The following is a 21,153-nucleotide window of genomic DNA, read 5'->3' as shown; positions in this document are numbered from 1 at the left end:
GCGGCCTCAGGCCGCCAGCGAAATCGACACCGGCGCGTTGGCCTCGCAGGCCTGCAGCGCGCGGCCCAGGCGCACGATGCCCTGCGCGATCTGCGCCTCGTTCATGGTGGCGAACGACATGCGCAAGGCATTGACATCGGCCTGGGCCGGGTCGGCGTAGAACGCCTTGCCCGGCACATAGACGACTTCGTGTTCGATAGCGTAGGGCAGCAGGCGCGTCGCGTCGATAGCGCCGTTCAGGCGCGCCCAGAAGAACATGCCTCCCTCGGGCTTGCGAAACACGACCCGCTCGCCCAGCTCGCGCTCCAGCGCCGCGGCCATGGCGTCGCAGCGCGCGCCGTAGGCGGCGCGAATGCGCGGCACATGTTGCGCATAGCGGCCGTCGGCCAGGTACTGGGCCACCATTTCCTGGGTCCAGGCCGAGCAGGCCATATCGTCGGCCGCCTTGGCCCCGACCACGCGGCGGCGCACCTCGGCCGGCGCCACCACCCAGCCGATGCGCAACGCCGGCGCCATGGTCTTGGACATGCTGGAGATATACACGGCCCAATGGCGCGCCTGCCCCTCGGCCAGCGCCGCGATGGGCGGCACCGTCTCGCCGGCGAAGCGCAGTTCGCCATAAGGGTCGTCCTCGACGATCAGGAACCGATGCCTGACCGCCAGCTCCAGCAGCCTGAGGCGGCGTTCGCGGCTGATGGTGGCCCCGCATGGATTGGAAAACGAGGCCACGACGCAGACCATCTTGGGACGCACCCGCGCGGCCAGCGCATCAAGCGCATCGAGATCGATGCCGCTCGGCCCGGACGGCACGGTATGCACCGCGGCGCCGGTGTAGCGCAGCGCCTGTACCGAATTGGGAAAGGCCGGCGTCTCGATGACCGCGGCGTCGCCCGGCTGCAGCATCACCCGGGCAAGCAGCGCCAGCGCCTGCTGCGACCCGCCCGTGATCGCCAGTTCGGTGTCGGCGTCGCAGTGCAGGCCGCGCGCCGCGCTCAGGCGCGCCAGCTCGTGCCGCAGGCTGGCCTGTCCGTCGATGTTCGAGTACTGCAGGCAGGCGCCCAGGCGTTCGAGCACCTGGCGCGAAGCCGCGGCCAGCCCCTCGACATCGAACAGCTCCTGGGCCGGGTAGCCTCCCGCCAGCGAAATGGTGCCCGGCCGCATGGCATAGGGCATGAGCGAGCGGATCGGCGAGGCGGGCGGATGCTGGAAAGGCGCGGCAAACGCGTAATCGGGCGCGGCGAGGGGCATGGGAGGCGAACGCGAAAAGAGTACGGCAGGCGGCGGGGCGCGCTGGAACGTTGAAATCTGAACAGATGCCCGACGATTCTAAGAGGGGGACACAGCAGGGTCAACGCGCGCCGGCCCGGATGCGGCATCGGCGCAACCCGTTCGGCGCGGCCCCGCGGCGCCGGCCGCGGCCAGGCCCTAAACTATGGGTGCTATGGGTGACATGGCCGCGCAACGCCGCGGCGCATACGAGAGATACCGCATGACAGAAGTAGATTCGATGCCGCACCGGCTGGCTGCCATCCAGGCCCGCATCAAGGCCGCCTGTGAACGCAGCGCACGTCCGCCCGAAAGCGTGGCGCTGCTGCCGGTAAGCAAGACCTTTCCCGTCGAGGCAATCCGGCACGCCGCGGCGCTGGGCCTGCGGCGTTTCGGCGAGAACAAGACCCAGGAAATCCGCCACAAGGCGCCGGAGCTGGCCGACCTGGACCTGCAGTGGGTCATGATCGGACACCTGCAGACCAACAAGGCCAAGGACGTGGCGCGCGATGTCGCCGAAGTCCAGTCGCTGGACCGGCTGGAACTGGCCGACGCGCTGCAGCGCCGCCTGGAAATGGAGGCGCGCTCGCTCGACGTGCTGGTACAGGTGAAGACCTCGCCCGAACTCAGCAAATATGGACTGGCGCCCGAACTGCTGCCTGGCTTCCTGCGCACCCTGGTCAGCGACTTCCCGGCCTTGCGCGTGCAGGGCCTGATGACCATGGCCGTCAACGACGAGGATCCGCAGGCCGTGCGCGCGTGCTTCCGCCTGTTGCGCGAACTGCGCGACCGCGCGCGCGACAGCGTGCCCGGCGTGGCGCTGGACCGCCTGTCCATGGGCATGAGCGGCGACTTCGAAATCGCCATCGAGGAAGGCTCCACCGAAATCCGCATCGGCAGCGCCCTGTTCGGCGCGCGCCCGGCCAGCGCGCCATAGGGGTGCCTGTCCCGGCGGGGACAGGCACCCTTGCCGCAGGTGTCGCTCCCCATGCGGAGACAGGCGCCGAAGGCACTGCGCGAGGCATAATAGCTCCCGTAACAATGGCGCGCCGTCCGGCGCGCCCATTCCCATATCCCGCACTCGAGGAGACAACATGCACAAGCATGCAAAGCGCCTGCTGGCGCTGGCCGCGCTGACCTTTGCCGCCGGCGCCGCGGCACAGAACTGGCCCAGCCAGCCGCTGCGCTGGATCGTGCCCTACCCGGCCGGCGGGGGCACCGACGTGGTGGCCCGCACCGTCGCCGGCAGCCTGGAAAAGCCGCTGGGCCAGACCATCGTGGTCGAGAACCGCCCCGGCGCGGCCACCATCATCGGCGCCACCGCCATTGCGCAAGCCGATCCGGCCGGCTATGTCGTCGGCACGGCCGACTCCGGCACGCTGGCCTTCAACCCCTCGCTGTACGCCAAGCTGTCGTACGACCCGGCCAAGTTCACGTATATCGGCGGCATCGCCCGGTTCCCGCTGATGCTGGCGGTGAACGTGAACTCGCCGTACAAATCGGTGGAAGACGTGCTGCAGGCGGCCCGCAAGGAGCCCGCCAAGCTGACCGCCGCCTCGGCCGGCGCCGGTTCGCCGCACCATCTGGCGCTGGAGCTTTTCAAGCAGCGCGCCAACGTGGACGTACTGCACGTGCCCTACAAGGGCGCCGCGCCGGCCATCCAGGACTTGCTGGGCGGGCAGGTGGACATGATGTTCATCGATCTGGCCGCGGGCCTGCCCAATATCAAGGCTGGCAAGCTGCGCGTGCTGGGCACGGCCACGCCCGAGCGCCTGGCCGTGCTGCCGGACGCGCCCACCATGGCCGAACAGGGCGTGGCCGATTTCACCGCCTACGCCTGGCAGGGGCTGGTCGGGCCGGCCGGCATGCCCGAGGCAGCCGTCAAGAAGCTGGGCGGCGAACTCGAGCAAAGCCTGAAATCGCCCGCCGTGTCACAAAAGCTGCTGGACATGGGCGTCATGCCCATGCCGATGACGCCGCAGGACTTCAAGGCCTACGCCGAGAAGGAGCGCGCCGCCTGGGCCGATGTCATCAAGAAGGCGAATATCCGCCTGGAATGAACGGTACGCGGGGCGGACGGCCTGCGGGCCGCCGCCCCGTACCGCATCAGTGCTTCATGTGGCCGTGATCGTGGCCGGCCATGCCGGGGTTGTGGCCCAAGGGCTTGACCTTGAACTTCACCGCCACCTCGCCGGCCTGCTCGAACTTCAGCGTGGCCGGCACTTCGCCGCCTTCGGCGAAGGGCGCCTTCAGCTTCAGGAACATGACGTGATAGCCGCCCGGCGCCAGCCTGGCCTTGCCGTCGGCCGGCACGGCCACGCCGTCGACCTGGCGCATCTGCGCCACGCCGTTCTCGGTGACGACGTTGTGCAATTCGACCCGCTCAGCGGCCGGCGAGCTGACCGAGACCAGGCGGTCGGCAGCCTTGGCGTCGTTCTCGATCTCCATATAGCCCGCGCCGTTGGCCTGGCCGGGAGCCGAGGCGCGCACCCAGAGGTCATCGACCTCGACCTGACCCACCTTGAAATCGGCCGCCCAGGCGGTGGTGGCCACACTCAGCCCCAATACTGCGCCCACGCCCCATTTGCGGATGTTCATTGCTTGTCCTCCTGATACGCGTTCGCCGCGCTGCGGCGAACCGGGTTAGCGCCACGCGAGGTGGCCACATCGATGCCGCCGACCGTGGCCGGCGCCTAGCGCCGCCGCACCAGGGCGCGGGCGGCCGCCAGGACCGCGTCGGTCAAGGCTTCCATCGCCTGCGAGTTTACCCGCCAATGCTGCCAGTACAGCGGCACGTCCTCCCAGGCGCGGGCGCGCAGCGGCACCAGCTGCCCGGCATCGAGCTCGGCCTGCACCAGCGGCAGCGGGTTCATGGTCCAGCCCAGCCCGCCCAGCGTGGCCTGCACAAAGGCCCGCGACGACGGCAGCCACCACACCGGCGGCTCCCAGGCGGCGCGGCCGATGATGCGGTGCGCGTAGCGCGCCTGCAGGGCGTCCTTGCGGTTGAACACCAGCACCGGCGCGCTGGCCAGCGTGCGGGCGCTAACGCCCTGGGCGAAGTAGCGCTGGTGAAACGTCGGCGTGCAGCAGGCCACGTAGCGCATGCTGCCCAGGGCATGGATGCGGCAGCCCTGCACCGGATCGGCCAGGGTCGTCACCGCGCCCAGCACCGCGCCCTTGCGCAACAGGGCGGCGGTATGGTCCTGGTCCTCCGATTGCAGGTCCAGCGTGGCGCGCGAGCGCGCCGCGAACCGCACGGCCGCGTCGACGAACCAGGTCTCCAGGCTGTCGTGGTTGACCGCCACCGGAATGCTGGCATGCGGCACTTCGTCCTCGGCCACGCCCAGGCGGTTCAGCGCGTCGTGCTCCAGAAGCGCGGCCTGCTCGGCCAGCTGCACCAGCACCTGGCCGTCGTCGGTGGCCCGCGCTGGAACCGTGCGCTGCACCAGCAGGCGTCCCATGCGGTCCTCCAGCGCCTTGACCCGCTGCGAAACGGCCGAGGGAGTGACGGACAGCGCGGCCGCGGCGCGCTCGAAACTGCCTTCGCGCACCACCGCGGCCAGCGCGCGCAGATTGCCGTGATCGAGTTTCATGAAATTAGAAATACTTAATATGGTTAAAGGAAATTAGCTGTATTTCAGCATCACGGCAAGCGAGAATGGCATTCGGCGGCCCGATGCAGGCCGCCGGTTCGCACCACAATAAAAACCGCTGTCGCCGCCATGTTCACTTTGTCCGTACCCGCCTATGTCACCGCCTGGGCCAGTGGCGCCGCCACCGGCCTGGGGCTGTTTGCCGTCGTCGGCGCGCAAAGCGCCTTCATCCTGCGCCAGGGGCTGATGCGCGCGCACCTGCTGAGCATCCTGGCCGTGTGCGCCCTGATCGACGCTGTCTTCATCTTCGGCAGCGTCTGGGGGCTGCAGACGCTCACAGGCTGGTTCCCCTGGCTGACCCAGGCCATCCTGTGGTTCGGCGTGGCCTTCCTGGCCTGGTATGCGCTGCAATCCGCGCGCCGCGCGCTGCGCTCGGACGGCGGGCTGGAAGTCGCCCGCCAGGCCATTCCCTCGCGCGGCGCCGCGCTGCTGGGCGCGATCGGCTTCTCCTTGCTCAATCCTCACTTCTGGCTGGACATGATGGTGGTGGGGTCGCTGGCGCACGGCTTCGCCGATGCCCGGCTGGCGTTCGCCGCCGGCGCGCTGACCGCCAGCGTGGTCTGGCTGGCGGTCCTGGGAGTGGGGTCGCGCCTGTTCGCGCCGCTGTTTTCCAGCCCGCGCGCCTGGCGCGTGCTCGACGGCCTGATCGCCGCCGTCATGGCCCTGCTGGCGGCTCGCCTGGCCTTGGGCGGGCTGGCCGGCTAGGCCGGCTCAGCCGGCGTCGTCCAGGGCACCGGCGGTATCGGTGTCCGCGCCGTAGCCTTTCAGGCCATCGAGGTCCAGCACCCGCACGGCGCCATATTCCACCTGCAGCAGCCCGGCCTCTTCCAGCTTGCGCAAGGCCTGGTTGGCGCGCTGGCGCGACACCCGGGCCAGGTAGCCGACCTCCTCCTGGGTGATGGTCAGCCGCATGCCCATGCCGGGATACAGCAGCAGATTGAACAGCTCGGCCAGGCAACGCGCCACGCGCGCATCCGGATCCAGCAGGCGGTCGTATTCCGCCTTGCCGATGAACTGCGCGACCCGCTCGTTCAGCTGGTGCAGCAGGTAGCGATTGAAGGGAATGCTGGTATCCAGCAGCCAGTCGAACGTGCCCGCCGGCAGGCGCGCCACCACCGAATCGCGCAGCGCCACCACGTCGTACTTGCGCACCTCGCGCTTGAGCAGCGAGCCTTCGCCGATCCACCCGCCGGCGGGCACGCCGGTCAGCGACGCGACCTTGCCCTCGGCATTGCCCACCGACACCTTCACCAGGCCGGACAGCACGCCGATCCAGACCTGTGCGAGTTCGCCTTTCCGCTCTATGATCGTGCCAGCCTGTACTTGCTGCACCGCGATGTCGCGCTCGACGCGCAGCTTCTGGGCGGCGTCGAGTACGCGGAACCACGCCGCGGCCAGGTACAGGGAATCGGCTAGCTGCATCGGGAATACCCTAAAAATCCCTTGAATGTCGCGATGGTGACAGTTGGTGGCAACCCAACCTTATACCTTAAGTCCTGCCGTAAATCTAAAACGAACTGGTCTGGCGCCTCAATAGCGGCCGCTGCATGCCGCCATCATCCCGGGCGCCCGAACCGGAGGAGACATCGTGGCGCAATCATTGCCCGCATCGGCAACGGTGCCGGCGGCCGCGCAGACTTTCCCTGCGCTGCTGCTCGAACACGCCAGCGTACGCGGGTCGCGGCCCGCGATCCGCGAAAAAGACCTGGGTATCTGGCAAACCCTTACGTGGTCCGAAGTCGCCGCTAGCGTGCGCCTGACCGCGCACGGCCTGGCCGCGCTGGGTATCGGTCCGGGCATGCACGTGGCCGTCATCGGCGAGAACCGTCCACGCCTGTACATCGCGATGATGGCCACGCAGGCGCTGGGCGCGATTCCCGTGCCGCTCTACCAGGACGCCGTCGCCCAGGAAATGGTCTACGTGCTGCAGGACGCCGAAGTCAGCGTGGTCGTGGTCGAAGACCAGGAACAGGCCGACAAGATGCTCGAGGTACGCGAGCAGTGCCCGGCGCTGGCGCATGTGGTCTACGACGACCCGCGCGGCATGCGCCACTACAGCGATCCGCTGCTGCGGTCGTTCGAGCAGCTGGAAGACACCGGCCGCGCGCATGCCGCCAGCCACCCCGGCTTTTTCGAGCAGGCGGTCGCGGCGGTGCGCCCGCACGACGCCGGCGCCATGTTCTACACCTCGGGCACCACGGGCAAGCCCAAGGGCGTCGTGCTCACGCACCACGCGCTGATCGACCGCGCGCGCGCCGTCGCCGAGATGGAGAACCTGACCGACCAGGAGGACGTGCTGGCCTATCTGCCGCCGGCCTGGATCGGCCAGAACATGTTCTCCTACACGCAGTTGCTGGTGTCGGGCTTCACCGTCAACCATCCCGAATCGCCCGAGACGGTGTCGATCGACATGCGCGATATCGGCCCCACCTATTATTTCGCTCCGCCGCGCGTGCTGGAAGGCCTGCTGACCCATGTCATGATCCGCATGGAAGACGCCGGCTACATCAAGCGCAAGCTGTTCCACGCCTGCATGAACCTGGCGCGGCGCGTCGGCACCCGCATCCTCGACGGCCAGCCGGTCGGCCTGTGGGACCGCCTGCGCTACCGCCTGGGCGACGCGCTGATCTACGGACCGCTGCGCAACGCGCTGGGCATGAGCCGCGTACGCGTGGCCTACACGGCGGGCGAGGCCATCGGCCCGGACCTGTTCGTGTTCTACCGCTCGATCGGCATCAACCTGAAGCAACTCTATGGCTCGACCGAGACCTCGGTGTTCGTGTGCGTGCAGCCCGACGGCCACGTGCGCGACGACACGGTGGGCCCGCCGGTCGAGGGCGTGGACATCCGGGTCGCGGACAACGGCGAGATCCTGGTCAAGAGCCCGGGCCTGTTCAAGGAGTACTACCGCAACCCCGAGGCCACCGCCGAAGCGCGCGACGACGACGGCTGGTTCCACACGGGCGATGCCGGCTACCTGGACAGCGACGGCCAGCTCAAGATCATCGACCGCGCCAAGGACGTGGGCAAGCTGGCCGACGGCAGCCTGTTCGCGCCCAAGTACATCGAGAACAAGCTGAAGTTCTTCCCCTACATCAAGGAGGCGGTGGCCTTCGGCAACGGGCGCGACGACGTGTGCGCCTTCATCAACATCGACCTCGAGGCGGTGGGCAACTGGGCCGAGCGTCGCGGGCTGCCGTACGCGGGCTATACCGACCTGGCCGGCAAGGACGAGGTCTACGCCTTGCTGCAGGACTGCGTGGAGAAGGTCAACGCCGACCTGGCGGGCGACGCGCGCCTGGCGGCCTCGCAGGTCGGCCGCTTCCTGATCCTGCGCAAGGAGCTGGACCCCGACGACGACGAACTGACCCGCACCCGCAAGGTGCGACGCGCCTTCATCGGCCAGAAGTACGGCGTGCTAGTCGATGCGCTATACGGCGGCAAGGATACGCAGTTCATCGAAACCGAGGTGAAGTTCGAGGACGGCCGCGTGGGCCGCATCTCGGCCGACCTGAAGATCCGCGCCGCGCGCACTTTTCCCGCCATCACCGCCAAGGCCGCCTGAACCATGAGCAACCAGACCCGCGCGCAGCGCATTGGCGACGTCATGCTGGACATGCAGAACATCTCGTTGTCGTTCGGCGGGGTCAAGGCGCTGACGGACATCTCGTTCAATGTGCGCGAGCACGAAATCCGCGCCATCATCGGCCCCAACGGCGCGGGCAAGAGTTCGATGCTCAACGTCATCAACGGCGTCTACACGCCGCAGAACGGCGCCATCATGCTGCGCGGCGAGCACTTCTCGCGGATGAGCCCGCGCCGCGCGGCCGAGATGGGCATCGCCCGCACCTTCCAGAACCTGGCCCTGTTCAAGGGCATGAGCGTGCTGGACAACATCATGACCGGCCGCAACCTGCGCATGAAGTCCGGCCTGCTGGCGCAGGCGCTGCGGCTGGGGCCGGCCGAGCGCGAGGAGATCGCCCACCGCGAGTACGTCGAGAACATCATCGACTTCCTGGAAATCCAGGCCTATCGCAAGGTGCCGGTCGGACGCCTGCCGTACGGCCTGCAAAAGCGGGTCGACCTGGGCCGCGCGCTGGCCATGGAACCGCGCCTGCTGCTGCTGGACGAACCCATGGCGGGCATGAACATCGAGGAAAAGCAGGACATGAGCCGCTTCATCCTCGATGTCAACGACGAGTTCGGCACCACCATCGTGCTGATCGAACACGACATGGGCGTGGTGATGGATATCTCGGACCGCGTCGTCGTCCTCGACTACGGCAAGAAGATCGGCGACGGCTCGCCCGACGAGGTCCGCTCCAACGAAGACGTCATCCGCGCCTATCTCGGCGTGGCGCACTGAGGCGACAGACATGGGATTCTTCCTCGAAACATTGTTCGGCGGCCTGATGAGCGGCATGCTGTACGCGCTGATCGGCCTGGGCTTCGTGCTGATCTTCAAGGCCTCGGGCGTGTTCAACTTCGCCCAGGGCGCCATGGTGCTGGTGGCCGCGCTGTCGATGGCGCGGTTCTCCGAATGGATTCCGCAGTGGCTGGGCTTCGAGAACATGCTGCTGGCCAACGTGCTGGCCTTCATCGTCAGCGCGCTGGTCATGTTCGTGCTGGCGGTCGCGGTCGAGCGCTTCGTGCTGCGCCACCTGGTCAACCAGGAAGCCACCACGCTGCTGATGGCCACGCTGGGCATCAGCTACTTTCTCGACGGCCTGGGGCAGATCGCCTTCGGCAGCTCGGTCTACTCGATCAACGTCGGCATGCCCAAGGATCCGGCCATCATCCTCGAAACGATGTTCGAGGGCGGCCTGCTGATCAACCTGGAAGGCCTGACCGCCGCCGTGGTGGCGGCCCTGCTGGTGGCCGCGCTGGCGCTGTTCTTCCAGTACACCTCGACCGGCCGCGCCCTGCGCGCGGTGGCCGACGACCACCAGGCGGCCCAGTCCATCGGCATCCCGCTCAACCGCATCTGGGTCATTGTCTGGAGCGTGGCGGGCCTGGTCGCGCTGGTGGCCGGCATCATCTGGGGTTCGAAGTTCGGCGTGCAGTTCACCCTGTCGACCGCCGCGCTGCGCGCGCTGCCGGTGGTGATCCTGGGCGGGCTGACCTCGGTGCCCGGCGCCATCCTGGGCGGCCTGATCATCGGGGTGGGCGAGAAGATGTCGGAGGTGTACCTGGGGTCGCTCGTGGGCGGCGGCATCGAAATCTGGTTCGCCTATGTGTTGGCGCTGGTGTTCCTGCTGTTCCGTCCGCAAGGGCTGTTCGGCGAGAAGATCATCGACCGGGTCTGAGGAAAAATTCATGTTCTATCGCGAAAACGGCCAGTTCAAGACCAGCTATCGCGCCGACCAGCAGATCTTTCCGATCCGCCAGGACCGCATCTTCATCGCCCTGCTGATGGCGGTGATATTCGTCGTCGTTCCCCTGACCGCCAGCGACTATCTGCTGCGCGCCATCCTGATCCCGTTCCTGCTCCTGGCGCTGGCGGCGGTGGGGCTGAACATCCTGGTGGGCTACTGCGGCCAGATCTCGCTGGGCACCGGCGCCTTCATGGCGGTGGGCGCCTACGCGGCCTGGAACTTCGGCGTGCGCTTTCCCGGCATGCCGCTGGTGGCGCAGATCCTGCTGGGCGGCTGCTTCGCCACGCTGGTGGGCGTCATCTTCGGCATTCCCAGCCTGCGCATCCGCGGCCTGTACTTGGCGGTGGCCACGCTGGCCGCGCAGTTCTTCGTCGACTGGGCGTTCCTGCGCATTCCATTCTTCACCAACTATTCGTCCTCGGGCAGCGTATCGGTGCCGCCCATGACGTTCTTCGGCCTGCCGGTGCAATCGGCGCTGGAGAAGTACCTGCTGGTGCTGGGCTTCGTGGTCGTGTTCACACTGCTGGCCAAGAACCTGGTGCGCGGCGCCATCGGCCGCCAGTGGATGGCGATCCGCGACATGGACGTCGCCGCGGCAGTGATCGGCATCCGGCCCATGTACGCCAAGCTGTCGGCGTTCGCGGTCAGCTCGTTCATCGTGGGCGTGGCCGGCGCGCTGTGGGGCTACGTCCACCTCGGCTCGTGGGAGCCGCTGGCCTTCGACCTGGCGCGGTCGTTCCAGCTGCTGTTCATGGTCATCATCGGCGGCCTGGGCTCGATCCTGGGCAGCTTCTTCGGCGCCGCCTTCATCGTGCTGGTGCCGGTGGCCCTGACCAATGTCCCGCACCTGCTGGGTCTGTCGCTGTCGGTCGACACGGCCGCGCACATCGAGCACATGGTGTTCGGCGCGTTGATCGTGTTCTTCCTCATCGCCGAGCCGCACGGATTGGCGCGGCTGTGGAGCATCGCCAAGGAGAAGCTGCGCATCTGGCCGTTCCCGCATTGAATCTGGTTCAGCGTGCGGCCCGGCGGCAAAAGCGCCGGACCGCGCTTCCCGAATACCCGGCTAAAGACCGGGCCAACCCCGGTGTTCAGACAAGGCACCACGCAGGAGGTAATTGGAGATGAAGCGTCTTAACCTGAGATTGACGGCGGCCGTGATCGCCGCAGCCGGCGCGCTGGGCGCCATCGCCGCGCCCGCCATGGCGGCCGAGGAACAATTCGTGCCGCTGCTGGTGTACCGCACCGGGTCGTTCGCCCCGCTGGGCATTCCATGGGCCGACGGCAAGCTGGATTACCTGAAGCTGATCAACGAGCGCGACGGCGGCATCAACGGCGTGAAGATCACGTACGAAGAGTGCGAGACCGCGCCACCGACCGCGGCGTGGAATGCTACGAGCGCCTGAAGACGCGCGGCACCGGCGCCTCGGGCTTCGATACCCAATCCACCGGCATCACCTTCGCGGTCAGCGACAAGGCCATGGTGGACAAGGTGCCGGTTGAGACCATGGGCTACGGGCTGTCGCAATCGGTCGACGGCAGCGTCTTCCAGTGGAACTTCCCGCTGCTGGGCACCTACTGGACCGCCGCCGACGTGATGGTCCAGGACATCGCCAAGAAAGAAGGCGGCATGGACAAGCTCAAGGGAAAGAAGATCGCCCTGGTCTACCACGACTCGCCCTATGGCAAGGAGCCGATCCCACTGCTGCAGAAGCGCGCCGCCAAGGAAGGCTTCGAACTGCTGCTCTATCCGGTCACCGCTCCCGGCGTCGAGCAGAAATCGACCTGGCTGCAGGTCCGCCAGCAGCGCCCCAATTACGTGCTGCTGTGGAGCGCCGGCATCATGACGCCGACCGCCATCCGCGAAGCCCAGGCCAGCGGCTATGCACGCGACAAGATCTACGCCATCTGGTGGGCCGGTTCGGAAGGCGACGTCAAGGACCTGGGCGACGTGGCCAAGGGCTACAACGCCGTCACCATCCACAATAGCGCGGCCACCGGCAAGGTCTACGAGGACCTGAAAAAGTACGTCTACGACAAGGGCCAGGGCTCGGACAAGTCCGGCAACACGACCCTGGGCACCATCGCCCACACGCGCGGCATGATGATCTCCATGCTGCAGGTCGAGGCGATCCGCGCCGCCCAGGAAAAGTACGGCAAGGGCAAGGCGCTCACGCCGGAGCAGGTGCGCTGGGGCTTCGAGAACCTGAACCTGACGCAGGAACGCCTCGACCAGCTCGGCTTCGGCGAGATCATGCGTCCGGTCAAGACCTCGTGCGCCAACCACATGGGCGACGACTGGGCGCGCATCGTGCAATGGGACGGCAGCAAGTTCAAGGTGGTGTCCGATTGGTACCAGTCGGACAAGTCCGTCCTCGACCCCATGGTCAAGGAAGCCGCGGCGAAGTACGCCAAGGAGAAGAACGTCACCCCGCGCAACTGCGCAGGCTGATGTGAACTGGCCGCCGGCGCCCGTGCGCCGGCGGCCGCCAGACCCCAAGCAGGAACCTGCCATGACCGCTGCCAACAACGCCCCCGCCGACAAAGTGCTGCTCGATGTGAACGGCATCGAGGTGATCTACAACCATGTCATCCTGGTGCTGAAGGGGGTTTCCCTGCGCGTGCCCGAAGGGCGCATCGTCGCGCTGCTGGGCGCCAACGGCGCGGGCAAGACCACCACGCTGCGCGCGGTGTCCAACCTGCTCAAGGGCGAACGCGGCGACGTCACCAAGGGCTACATCCAGTACCGCGATGAACGCATCGAACGGCTCTCTCCGGCCGAGCTGGTCAAGCGCGGCGTGGTCCAGGTCATGGAAGGCCGCCACTGCTTCGCCCACCTGACCATCGAGGAAAACCTGCTGACCGGCGCCTACACGCGCAAGCTGGGCCGCGGCGACATCGACGCGGCGCTGGAACGCGTCTACCAATATTTTCCGCGTCTCAAGCAGCGCCGCACCAGCCAGGCGGGCTACACCTCGGGCGGCGAACAGCAGATGACGGCCATCGGCCGCGCATTGATGGCCAGCCCCACCATGATCCTGCTCGACGAGCCGTCCATGGGGCTGGCGCCGCAGATCGTCGAGGAGATCTTCGAGATCGTGCGCGACCTCAACCAGCGCGAACGCGTCAGCTTCCTGCTGGCCGAACAGAACACCAACATCGCGCTGCGCTATGCCGACTACGGCTACATCCTGGAAAACGGCCGCGTGATGATGGACGGCGCCGCCGCCGAGCTGGCGCAGAACGAGGATGTCAAGGAGTTCTACCTGGGCATATCCAGCGGCGAGCGCAAGAGCTTTCGCGAACAGAAATTCTACCGGCGCCGCAAGCGCTGGCTGGCGTAATCCCCGCCCGGCCATGCGAGCGCCGGGCCGCAACAACCGCTGTCCCGCACACGAGAGGGTGCGCACCCATGTCCGAGTTTTTCGACGTACTGGAAACCCGCCAACCGGCGCAACGCGAGCGCGACCTGATGCAGGCGTTGCCAGCCGCCATCGAGCGCGCCATGGCCCGGGCGCCGGCCATCGCCGGGCAATTGCGCGGCATCGACCCGCGCAGCGTGGACAATCGCGCCGCGCTGGCCGCCCTGCCGGTGCTGCGCAAGCACGAACTGCTGGAGCGCCAGCAGCACAGCCGCGACGGCGCCGGCCCGGCGGGCCCGGCCAAGGCCTTCGGCGGCTTCTCGACCGTGGGCTGGGGCCAGGCGCTGCGCGTGTTCGCCTCGCCCGGCCCGATCTACGAGCCCGAAGGCAACCGCGCCGACTACTGGCGTTTCGCGCGCGCTCTCTACGCGGCCGGCTTTCGCGCCGGCGAGCTGGCCTACAACTGTTTTTCCTACCATTTCACGCCGGCCGGCTCGATGATGGAAACCGCCGCCCATGCCGTGGGCTGCACCGTATTTCCCGGCGGCACGGGCCAGACCGAACAGCAGGTGCGCGCCATCCACGACCTCGCGCCCAGCGGCTATACCGGCACGCCCAGCTTCCTCAAACTGATTCTTGAAAAGGCGGACGAACTCGGCATCCGGCTGGATTCGCTGCGCCGCGCGCTGGTATCGGGCGAGGCGTTCCCGCCCTCCTTGCGCGACTGGCTGGCCGCGCGCGGCATCGAAGGCTACCAGGCCTACGGCAGCGCCGACCTGGGCATGATCGCCTTCGAGACGCCCGCGCGCGAAGGCCTGGTGGTGGGCGAAGACATCATCCTGGAAATCGTGCGTCCCGGCACCGGCGAGCCCGTGCCCGATGGCGAAGTGGGCGAAGTCGTGGTCACGACGCTGAACCCCGACTATCCCCTGGTGCGCTTCGGCACCGGCGACCTGTCGGCCATCATGCCCGGCCAGTCGCCCTGCGGACACACCAACATCCGCATACGCGGCTGGCTGGGCCGCGCCGACCAGACCACCAAGGTGCGCGGCATGTTCGTGCATCCCTCGCAAGTGGCCGACGTGCTGCGCCGCCATCCGGAAATCGTGCGCGCGCGGCTGGTCGTCAGCGGCGCCACCGGCGCCGACCACATGGTGCTGCACGTGCAGGCGCGCGAGCGCTCGCCGGAACTGGCCGGCCGCATCGCCGATTCGGTGCGCGAAGTCACCAAGCTGCGCGCCGACGTGCAATGGGCCGATGAGGGCGCGCTGCCCAACGACGGCAAGGTCATCGACGACGTACGCTCATACGAATGAGCCGCCGCGCGGCGGCTAGGCGCCGCGGCGCTGCAGCGCCCCATGCAGCGCCATGCCGGCCGCCATGGCCGCCACGAACAGCCAGGCCTGGCCGTAGCCCGCGCCGGCATTGAGCAGCGCCGGCCCCGGACACAGTCCGGCCAGCCCCCAGCCCACGCCGAACAGCGCGCTGCCGCCCAGCAGGCGCCGGTCGATGCCCTTGGCCGCCGGCCATTGCATGGGCTCGCCGTCGAAGGCGCGCCTGGCGGCGCGCCAGCACGAACGCGGGCGCGGCCACGCCGATGGCGCCCGCCATGACCAGGCCCAGCGACGGATCCCAGGCGCCGGCCAGGTCCAGGAAACCCAGCACCTTGGCCGGGTCGGCCATGCCCGAAACCAGCAGGCCCAGGCCGAAGATCAATCCGGCGGCAAAGCTGTAGGCGTTGCCCATCTCAGGCTCCCATGAGGTGCCGCAGCACGAACACCGTGGCAAAGCCCGTGGCCATGAAGGCCAGCACCGCCACCAGCGAACGCCGCGATCCGCGCGCCAGCCCGCATACCCCGTGGCCGCTGGTGCAGCCCGAGCCATAGCGCGTGCCCACCCCGACCAGCAACCCGGCCAGGACCAGCTGCAACGCGCCTGCCTCGATACGCACGGCCGGCATGGGTTCGAACACCCGATACAGCCACGGCGCGGCCAGCAGCCCGGCCAGGAACCACATCCGCCATGCCGCGCCCGCGCGCGGCGGCAGCAGCCCGGCCAGGATGCCGCTGATGCCCGCGATGCGCCCCGCGCCCAGCATCAGCCAGGCCGCCGCCGCGCCGATCAGCATGCCGCCGCCCAGCGATGACCATGGCGTGAACGCCGCCCAATCGATCGTCATGATTGCTCCCTCGAGGCCTTGCCGCAGTACAGCGACGACAAGGTCTTCATCACCTGGCCGACCTCGAAGCTGGCCAGCTGGTAGTACACATATTTGCCGGCGCGGCGCGTGTCCACCAACCCCTCGTCGCGCAGCACGCCCAGTTGCTGCGACAGCGTGGGCTGGCGGATGCCGGTCAGCGTTTCGAGCTCGCCCACGTTGCGCTCGGCCGCCACCAGCTGGCACAACAGCAGCAGGCGGTCCTCGTTGGCCAGGGCCTTGAGCAGTGCGCAGGCCTGCGCCGCGGAGGCGCGCAGCGCGGATATCTCGCAATCGGTCAGCGTATCGTCCATGGGATGTCAGGAATGCAGGGTCTCGATCATTATATTGAAAAATATAATATCAAATAATAAGATGATGCCTGATACCCTTCCACCGCTGTTTCGGGAGCGCCGCATGTCCGCACATATCCAGCCCTTCTTCGACCCCGCCACCGCCACCTTCAGCTACGTGCTCTACGAGGCGCCGGGCGGCGCGTGCGCGGTCATCGATCCGGTGCTGGACTTCGACCCGAAATCGGGCCGCACCACGACCGCGTCGGCCGACCGCATCGCCGATTTCGTGCGCCAGTATGCGTTGCGCACGCAATGGCTGCTGGAAACCCACGCCCACGCCGACCACCTGTCGGCGGCCGCCTACCTGCAGCGCCAGCTGGGCGGCGTCATCGGCATCGGCGGCCATATCCGCGACGTGCAAGTGGTGTTCAGCAAGCTGTACAACCTCGACGGTTTCGCCTGCGACGGATCGCAATTCGGCCACCTGTTCGAACCCGACGAGACCTTCGCCATCGGCGCGCTGCGCGTGCGCGCCCTGCACGTGCCCGGCCACACGCCGGCCGACCTGGCCTACCTGATCGACGACGGCGACAGCCTGTCGGCCTTCGTGGGCGACACGCTGTTCATGCCCGACGTGGGCACGGCCCGGTGCGACTTCCCCGGCGGCGACGCCCGCACCCTGTACCACTCGATCCGCACCCTGCTGGCGCTGCCGCCGGACACCCGGTTGTATATGTGCCACGACTACCCGCCGGCCGGCCGCGCGGCGGCCTGGCAGACAACGGTGGCGGCGCAGCGCGCCGGCAACATCCATGTGCGCGACGGCATCTCCGAAAGCGAATTCGTCGCCATGCGCACCGCCCGCGACGCTACCCTAGACATGCCCACGCTCATCCTGCCGGCGCTGCAGGTCAACATCCGCGCCGGCGAACTGCCGGCGCCCGAGGCCAACGGCACGCGCTACCTGAGGATCCCCCTGGACGCGCTGTAGCCGCGCCGCCGGCTTGCGTAACGGCGGGATATCCCGCACCATCGGACGGTCGCCATCCACGCACTGCGCCATGTTCATCGAAGCGGAAGCCGATCCCAGCCTGTCGAAAGCGCAGTACAAGGCGCGCGAAGCGCGCCTGCGCACGGCCCTGCTCAAGGCCCAGTACGAACGCCTGCAGCGCGCCGAGCAGTCGCTGCTGATCGTAGTGACCGGCATCGACGGCGCCGGCAAGGGCGACACGATCAACATGCTCAACGAATGGATGGACCCGCGCCACATCCACACGATGGCGTTCGGCCTGCCCGACGCCGAGGAGCTCGCGCGGCCGCCCATGTGGCGCTACTGGAACGAGTTGCCGGCCAAGGGCCGCACCGGCATCGTGTTCGGCTCGTGGTACGTGCCGCTGCTGCTGGAGGCCGTGCGCAAGAAACCCGACACCGCCCGGCTGGAGGCGCATGCCGCGCAGATCCGCCGCTTCGAGGCCATGCTGGCCGCCGAAGGGGTGCAGATCGTCAAGCTGTGGTACCACCTGTCGGCCCAGGCACAGGCCGAGCGCACCGAGCGGCTGCTGGCCAACCCCGAGACGGCCTGGCAGGTCACGCCCGCCGACCGCAAGGTGCGGAAAAAATACGGCCGCCTGCGCAACGCCGGGCAGGTGGCCATGGCCTATACCGATGCCGCGCACGCGCCATGGCGGGTCATTCCCAGCGCCGACGACGAGATGCGCGCGGTGCGCACCGCCGAAGCGGTGCTGGCCGCCATGCGCCGGCGCGCCACGCCGCGCAGCGTGCGCGCCTTCGGCGCGCCCAGCCCGGCGGTGCACCTGGTCGACCGCCTGGGCGCACTGGACTACGACGCGAAGGAAGACAAGGACGACTACGAAGCCGAACTGGGCCTGCTGCAGGGCCGGCTGGCGCGCGCCGTGCGCCGCGACGATTTCCGCGAGCGCTCGCTGGTACTGGTGTTCGAAGGCCAGGACGCCGCCGGCAAGGGCGGGGCCATCCGCCGCGTCACGCGCGCGCTCGACGCCCGTCAATACGACATCACGCCGGTGGCGGCGCCGGCGCGCCACGAACTGGCGCGCCCCTACCTGTGGCGCTTCTGGCGGCGCATTCCCCGGCAGGGCCGCATCGCGATCTTCGATCGCTCGTGGTACGGCCGGGTGCTGGTCGAGCGGGTGGAGAACATCACCGCGCCGACCGACTGGCGGCGCGCCTATGGCGAAATCCTCGACTTCGAGCGCCAGCTGGTCGGGCACGGCGCCATCGTGCTGAAATTCTGGCTGGCCATCACCCCCGCCGTGCAGCTCGAACGCTTCCGCGAACGCGAGAAATCGCCCTACAAGAATTTCAAGATCACGCCCGACGACTGGCGCAACCGCAAGCAATGGCAGGCCTACGCCGACGCCGCCAACGAAATGCTGTGCCGCACCGACATGCGCGAGGCGCCCTGGCACCTGGTGTCGTCCAACGACAAGCGCTATGCGCGGCTGCAGGTGCTACGCCACATCGTCGAGACCCTCGAAGACCAACTCTGATTTCCTCCAACCCCTTCTAGCCGACGCTTGCCATGACCCCTACCGAGATCCGCCCCCTGTCCGCCGCCGACCACGAAGCCTGGCTGCCCCTCTGGAAAGGCTACCAGGAGTTCTACAAGGTGCAGCTTGCCGACGCCGCCACCGCGCAGACGTGGCAGCGCTTCCTGGACCCCGCCGAGCCCATGCACGCCGCGCTGGCCTGGCGCGACGGCAAGGCCATCGGCATGGTGCACTGGATTTTCCACCGCTCGTGCTGGACCACCGGCGACTACTGTTATCTGCAGGACCTATTCGTCGCCCCCGACGTGCGCAGCAGCGGCGCCGGCCGGGCGCTGATCGAACACGTCTACGCCGACGCGCGGGCCCAGGGCGCGGCGCGCGTGTACTGGCTGACGCACGAGACCAACACCGACGCCATGCACCTGTACGACCACATCGCCGACCGCTCGGGCTTCCTGCAGTACCGCAAGGTGCTGGCTTGAGCACGCGCCACCCCGATTGTCCGCTGTGCCAGCAGGACGGCGGCGCGCTGCTGTGGCGCGGATCGCACCTGCGCGTGATCGAGGTCGACGACCCCGACTACCCGGGTTTCACCCGCGTGGTCTGGAACGCCCACATCGCCGAAATGACCAGCCTGTCGACGCACGGGCGCGAACTGCTGATGCGCGCGGTATGGGCGGTGGAACAGGCCCAGCGCGACGTGCTGCATCCGGACAAGGTCAACCTGGCGGCGCTGGGCAACGTGGTGCCGCACCTGCATTGGCACGTGATCCCGCGCTGGCGCGACGACCGCCATTTCCCCGACGCCATCTGGGCCGCGCCGCGCGTCGCCCCGGGCGCGGAGCCGCAAGCCTGGCGCGCCGCACGCGCGGACACCGCGGCCTTGCTGCCCCGCTACCGCAATCGGGTGGTCGAAGCCATGAACGCGCTGCTCTGGCACTGAACGGCCCGCTCAGCGCCAGGCTGGCCGGCCGCGCTGCGCCAGCCAGCGGCAATAGGCGGCCTCCACGCGGGCGGCCTGCCGCTCGGGCGAGAAGTCGCGCTCGTCCCTGACCATGCGGCTGCCGGCCCGCCCCATCGCGCGGCGCAACGCCGGATCGACCAGCAGGCGCTCCAGCGCCTGGGCCAGCGCCGCCGGGTCGGACGGCGGCACCAGCAAGCCGGTCGCGCCATGGCGCACGACTTCGGGCACGCCGCCCACGTTGCCGGCGATCACCGGCAGGCCCGCGGCGGCGGCCTCGACCATGGCCAACCCCAGGGCCTCGCTGCGGGTCGGCAGGGCGAACACATCGAAAGCCGCCAGCACATTGGGGATGTCGTCGCGATGCCCCGTCAGGTGCACGCGCGCGCCCAGCCCCAGGCGCTGCGCGCGCTCGCGCAGCAGGGCGCCGATGCCGCCCGGCTCGCCGACCAGCACCAGGTGCGCAGCGGCATGCCGGCCTGCGAGTGCCACAAACGCATCGAGCAGATCGTCCAGCCCCTTGTCCGCCCGCATGACGGCGACGCAGCCAATGACCTGCGCCGCCGCCGCAATGCCGAGTTCGGCGCGCAGGCTGGAGGCCGGCGGCGCCGGGGCCAGCGTCGCCGGGGACGCGATGGCCTCGACGTGCGCGGCGCGGGCGCCCGCGCGCAGGATCTGGCCGCGCACATGGTCGCTGACCGCGATGACGCGGTGCGGCAGCCAGGTATACGTATAGAGCGACCCCACCGGCTTGGCCAGGTGGCGGGTGCGCACGATCAGCGGCGCACCGGCCATCCGCCCCGCCCAGGCAGCCAGCACCGTATCGCGGCGGCTATGCGTGTTGACGACATCGAAGCGCCCGCGCACCAGCTCGCGCAGGCGCCAGACCGCGCGCACCCCGGCCGCCACGCCGTCCATGGCCAGCTCGTGCACGGGAAAGCCCGCCGCGCGCAGCCGCCGCGCCAGCGGCGCGCCCGGCTGGCAGGCCGCCTCCAGATGATGGCCGCGCGCGCGCATGGCCAGCATTTCCCGGTAGATGCTGGTTTCCTGGCCGCCGGCGCCGGTCGCCGCCTCCGTGTGCAGGATGCGCAAGGCCGGTACGGCCGGTTCAGAGCGCTGCGTCATGGAGGGTGTTCCAGTGCAAACCCTGCTGGTGCAGCCAGGCCGCGAGATAGCGCAGCTCGGCCGCCGTCAGGGCGCGCGCTCGCGGTCCGGCATGGGCCGGCTCGGCAGCCCGCAGGGCGTCGCCCTGCCAGATCCGCAGCACGCCGTGCCAGACGCTCACCCGCGCCTGCCCGCGGGCCAGCCGGCGCAACGCCAGCGACGGACGCAACAGGCGCAATTGGTAGCCGCCCCTGCCGGGCGCACGCAGATGCGGCCCGGTATCGACCAGCCGTGGCGCCGCCGCCCCATCCGGCCAAAAGAAAAGCGCCCGGATGGGCGCCAATGTGCCTGCCATGCATGATCTCCGTGCCCGGCCGCCCGGCCTGTCGGGCGGCGACCATGGACAGCTTA

Annotated in this window: 21 protein-coding genes and 2 pseudogenes; 14 read left to right on the top strand and 9 right to left on the bottom strand. The window is 68.7% G+C overall.

Annotated elements, in window-relative coordinates; translation table 11 throughout:
• Window positions 1–6 precede the first annotated feature (6 nt).
• On the bottom strand, window positions 7–1,248 hold the full coding sequence (locus tag LK409_RS21580; RefSeq protein WP_010927361.1) for an aminotransferase-like domain-containing protein: 1,242 nt from the start codon (window positions 1,246–1,248) through the stop codon (window positions 7–9).
• A 202-nt stretch (window positions 1,249–1,450) separates the two neighbouring features.
• On the opposite strand from LK409_RS21580, the gene LK409_RS21575 reads away from it, so the two are divergent.
• Entirely contained in the window at window positions 1,451–2,203 is a 753-nt protein-coding gene (locus LK409_RS21575) for a YggS family pyridoxal phosphate-dependent enzyme (protein WP_076879786.1), read from the top strand.
• Between the two features lie 157 nt (window positions 2,204–2,360).
• Window positions 2,361–3,326 (top strand): Bug family tripartite tricarboxylate transporter substrate binding protein, encoded by a 966-nt coding sequence (locus tag LK409_RS21570; RefSeq protein WP_003807281.1) that lies wholly within the window; start codon window positions 2,361–2,363, stop codon window positions 3,324–3,326.
• A gap of 46 nt (window positions 3,327–3,372) precedes the next feature.
• Here the strand turns inward: LK409_RS21570 and LK409_RS21565 are convergent, their stop codons facing one another.
• The gene (locus LK409_RS21565) at window positions 3,373–3,864 is read right to left on the bottom strand and encodes a copper chaperone PCu(A)C (protein ID WP_003807278.1); all 492 of its coding nucleotides are present in this window, start codon (window positions 3,862–3,864) and stop codon (window positions 3,373–3,375) included.
• A gap of 95 nt (window positions 3,865–3,959) precedes the next feature.
• Complete coding sequence (locus tag LK409_RS21560; RefSeq protein WP_003807275.1) at window positions 3,960–4,859, bottom strand: LysR family transcriptional regulator ArgP; 900 nt, start codon at window positions 4,857–4,859, stop codon at window positions 3,960–3,962.
• Between the two features lie 129 nt (window positions 4,860–4,988).
• Between LK409_RS21560 and LK409_RS21555 the strand changes: the two genes are divergently transcribed.
• A complete protein-coding gene (locus tag LK409_RS21555; RefSeq protein WP_003807274.1) occupies window positions 4,989–5,624 on the top strand; it encodes a LysE/ArgO family amino acid transporter in 636 nt (211 codons plus the stop codon).
• Between the two features lie 6 nt (window positions 5,625–5,630).
• Here the strand turns inward: LK409_RS21555 and LK409_RS21550 are convergent, their stop codons facing one another.
• Entirely contained in the window at window positions 5,631–6,341 is a 711-nt protein-coding gene (locus LK409_RS21550) for a Crp/Fnr family transcriptional regulator (RefSeq protein WP_010927359.1), read from the bottom strand.
• 166 nt (window positions 6,342–6,507) lie between these two features.
• Between LK409_RS21550 and LK409_RS21545 the strand changes: the two genes are divergently transcribed.
• From LK409_RS21545 to LK409_RS21515, 7 genes and pseudogenes are all read left to right on the top strand, one after another.
• The gene (locus LK409_RS21545) at window positions 6,508–8,484 is read left to right on the top strand and encodes an AMP-dependent synthetase/ligase (RefSeq protein ID WP_010927358.1); all 1,977 of its coding nucleotides are present in this window, start codon (window positions 6,508–6,510) and stop codon (window positions 8,482–8,484) included.
• A 3-nt stretch (window positions 8,485–8,487) separates the two neighbouring features.
• A complete protein-coding gene (locus tag LK409_RS21540) occupies window positions 8,488–9,285 on the top strand; it encodes an ABC transporter ATP-binding protein (protein ID WP_003807268.1) in 798 nt (265 codons plus the stop codon).
• Between the two features lie 10 nt (window positions 9,286–9,295).
• Window positions 9,296–10,225 carry a branched-chain amino acid ABC transporter permease gene (locus LK409_RS21535; RefSeq protein ID WP_010927357.1) on the top strand — a complete coding sequence of 310 codons (930 nt, stop codon included), beginning with the start codon at window positions 9,296–9,298 and terminating at the stop codon, window positions 10,223–10,225.
• Between the two features lie 10 nt (window positions 10,226–10,235).
• The gene (locus LK409_RS21530; RefSeq protein WP_010927356.1) at window positions 10,236–11,300 is read left to right on the top strand and encodes a branched-chain amino acid ABC transporter permease; all 1,065 of its coding nucleotides are present in this window, start codon (window positions 10,236–10,238) and stop codon (window positions 11,298–11,300) included.
• Between the two features lie 118 nt (window positions 11,301–11,418).
• A pseudogene (locus LK409_RS21525) lies at window positions 11,419–12,746 on the top strand (ABC transporter substrate-binding protein).
• A 61-nt stretch (window positions 12,747–12,807) separates the two neighbouring features.
• Complete coding sequence (locus tag LK409_RS21520; RefSeq protein ID WP_010927355.1) at window positions 12,808–13,638, top strand: ABC transporter ATP-binding protein; 831 nt, start codon at window positions 12,808–12,810, stop codon at window positions 13,636–13,638.
• 68 nt (window positions 13,639–13,706) lie between these two features.
• Entirely contained in the window at window positions 13,707–14,972 is a 1,266-nt protein-coding gene (locus tag LK409_RS21515) for a phenylacetate--CoA ligase family protein (protein ID WP_010927354.1), read from the top strand.
• Between the two features lie 15 nt (window positions 14,973–14,987).
• Here the strand turns inward: LK409_RS21515 and LK409_RS21510 are convergent.
• From LK409_RS21510 to LK409_RS21500, 3 genes and pseudogenes are all read right to left on the bottom strand, one after another.
• Window positions 14,988–15,402: pseudogene (locus tag LK409_RS21510) on the bottom strand (DUF6691 family protein).
• 1 nt (window position 15,403) lies between these two features.
• Entirely contained in the window at window positions 15,404–15,835 is a 432-nt protein-coding gene (locus LK409_RS21505; protein ID WP_010927353.1) for a YeeE/YedE family protein, read from the bottom strand.
• The gene (locus tag LK409_RS21500; RefSeq protein ID WP_003807250.1) at window positions 15,832–16,167 is read right to left on the bottom strand and encodes an ArsR/SmtB family transcription factor; all 336 of its coding nucleotides are present in this window, start codon (window positions 16,165–16,167) and stop codon (window positions 15,832–15,834) included. The genes LK409_RS21505 and LK409_RS21500 overlap by 4 nt, the downstream gene beginning before the upstream one ends.
• Window positions 16,168–16,270: 103 nt before the next feature.
• On the opposite strand from LK409_RS21500, the gene LK409_RS21495 reads away from it, so the two are divergent.
• The 4 genes from LK409_RS21495 to LK409_RS21480 all read left to right on the top strand — a co-directional run bounded on the left by LK409_RS21495 (window position 16,271) and on the right by LK409_RS21480 (window position 19,620).
• Window positions 16,271–17,140, top strand: coding sequence for an MBL fold metallo-hydrolase (locus LK409_RS21495; RefSeq protein ID WP_010927352.1), 870 nt, complete (start codon window positions 16,271–16,273; stop codon window positions 17,138–17,140).
• 70 nt (window positions 17,141–17,210) lie between these two features.
• The gene (gene pap / locus LK409_RS21490; RefSeq protein ID WP_041937077.1) at window positions 17,211–18,677 is read left to right on the top strand and encodes a polyphosphate:AMP phosphotransferase; all 1,467 of its coding nucleotides are present in this window, start codon (window positions 17,211–17,213) and stop codon (window positions 18,675–18,677) included.
• Between the two features lie 32 nt (window positions 18,678–18,709).
• Complete coding sequence (locus LK409_RS21485; protein ID WP_003807243.1) at window positions 18,710–19,159, top strand: GNAT family N-acetyltransferase; 450 nt, start codon at window positions 18,710–18,712, stop codon at window positions 19,157–19,159.
• A complete protein-coding gene (locus LK409_RS21480) occupies window positions 19,156–19,620 on the top strand; it encodes an HIT family protein (RefSeq protein WP_010925740.1) in 465 nt (154 codons plus the stop codon). Before LK409_RS21485 ends, LK409_RS21480 begins: the two co-directional genes overlap by 4 nt.
• Window positions 19,621–19,629: 9 nt before the next feature.
• On the opposite strand, the gene LK409_RS21475 is transcribed toward LK409_RS21480, so the two are convergent.
• Together LK409_RS21475 and LK409_RS21470 are read right to left on the bottom strand one after the other, a co-directional pair.
• Window positions 19,630–20,763: a glycosyltransferase family 4 protein gene (locus LK409_RS21475; protein WP_010927350.1), complete on the bottom strand. Its 1,134-nt coding sequence runs from the start codon at window positions 20,761–20,763 to the stop codon at window positions 19,630–19,632.
• Window positions 20,747–21,097 (bottom strand): hypothetical protein, encoded by a 351-nt coding sequence (locus LK409_RS21470; protein WP_003807234.1) that lies wholly within the window; start codon window positions 21,095–21,097, stop codon window positions 20,747–20,749. Before LK409_RS21470 ends, LK409_RS21475 begins: the two co-directional genes overlap by 17 nt.
• Window positions 21,098–21,153 lie beyond the last annotated feature (56 nt).

It is taken from the genome of Bordetella parapertussis (genome assembly GCF_020735925.1).
Classification (GTDB): domain Bacteria; phylum Pseudomonadota; class Gammaproteobacteria; order Burkholderiales; family Burkholderiaceae_B; genus Bordetella; species Bordetella pertussis.
This window is presented reverse-complemented; position numbering and strand designations above follow the sequence as displayed.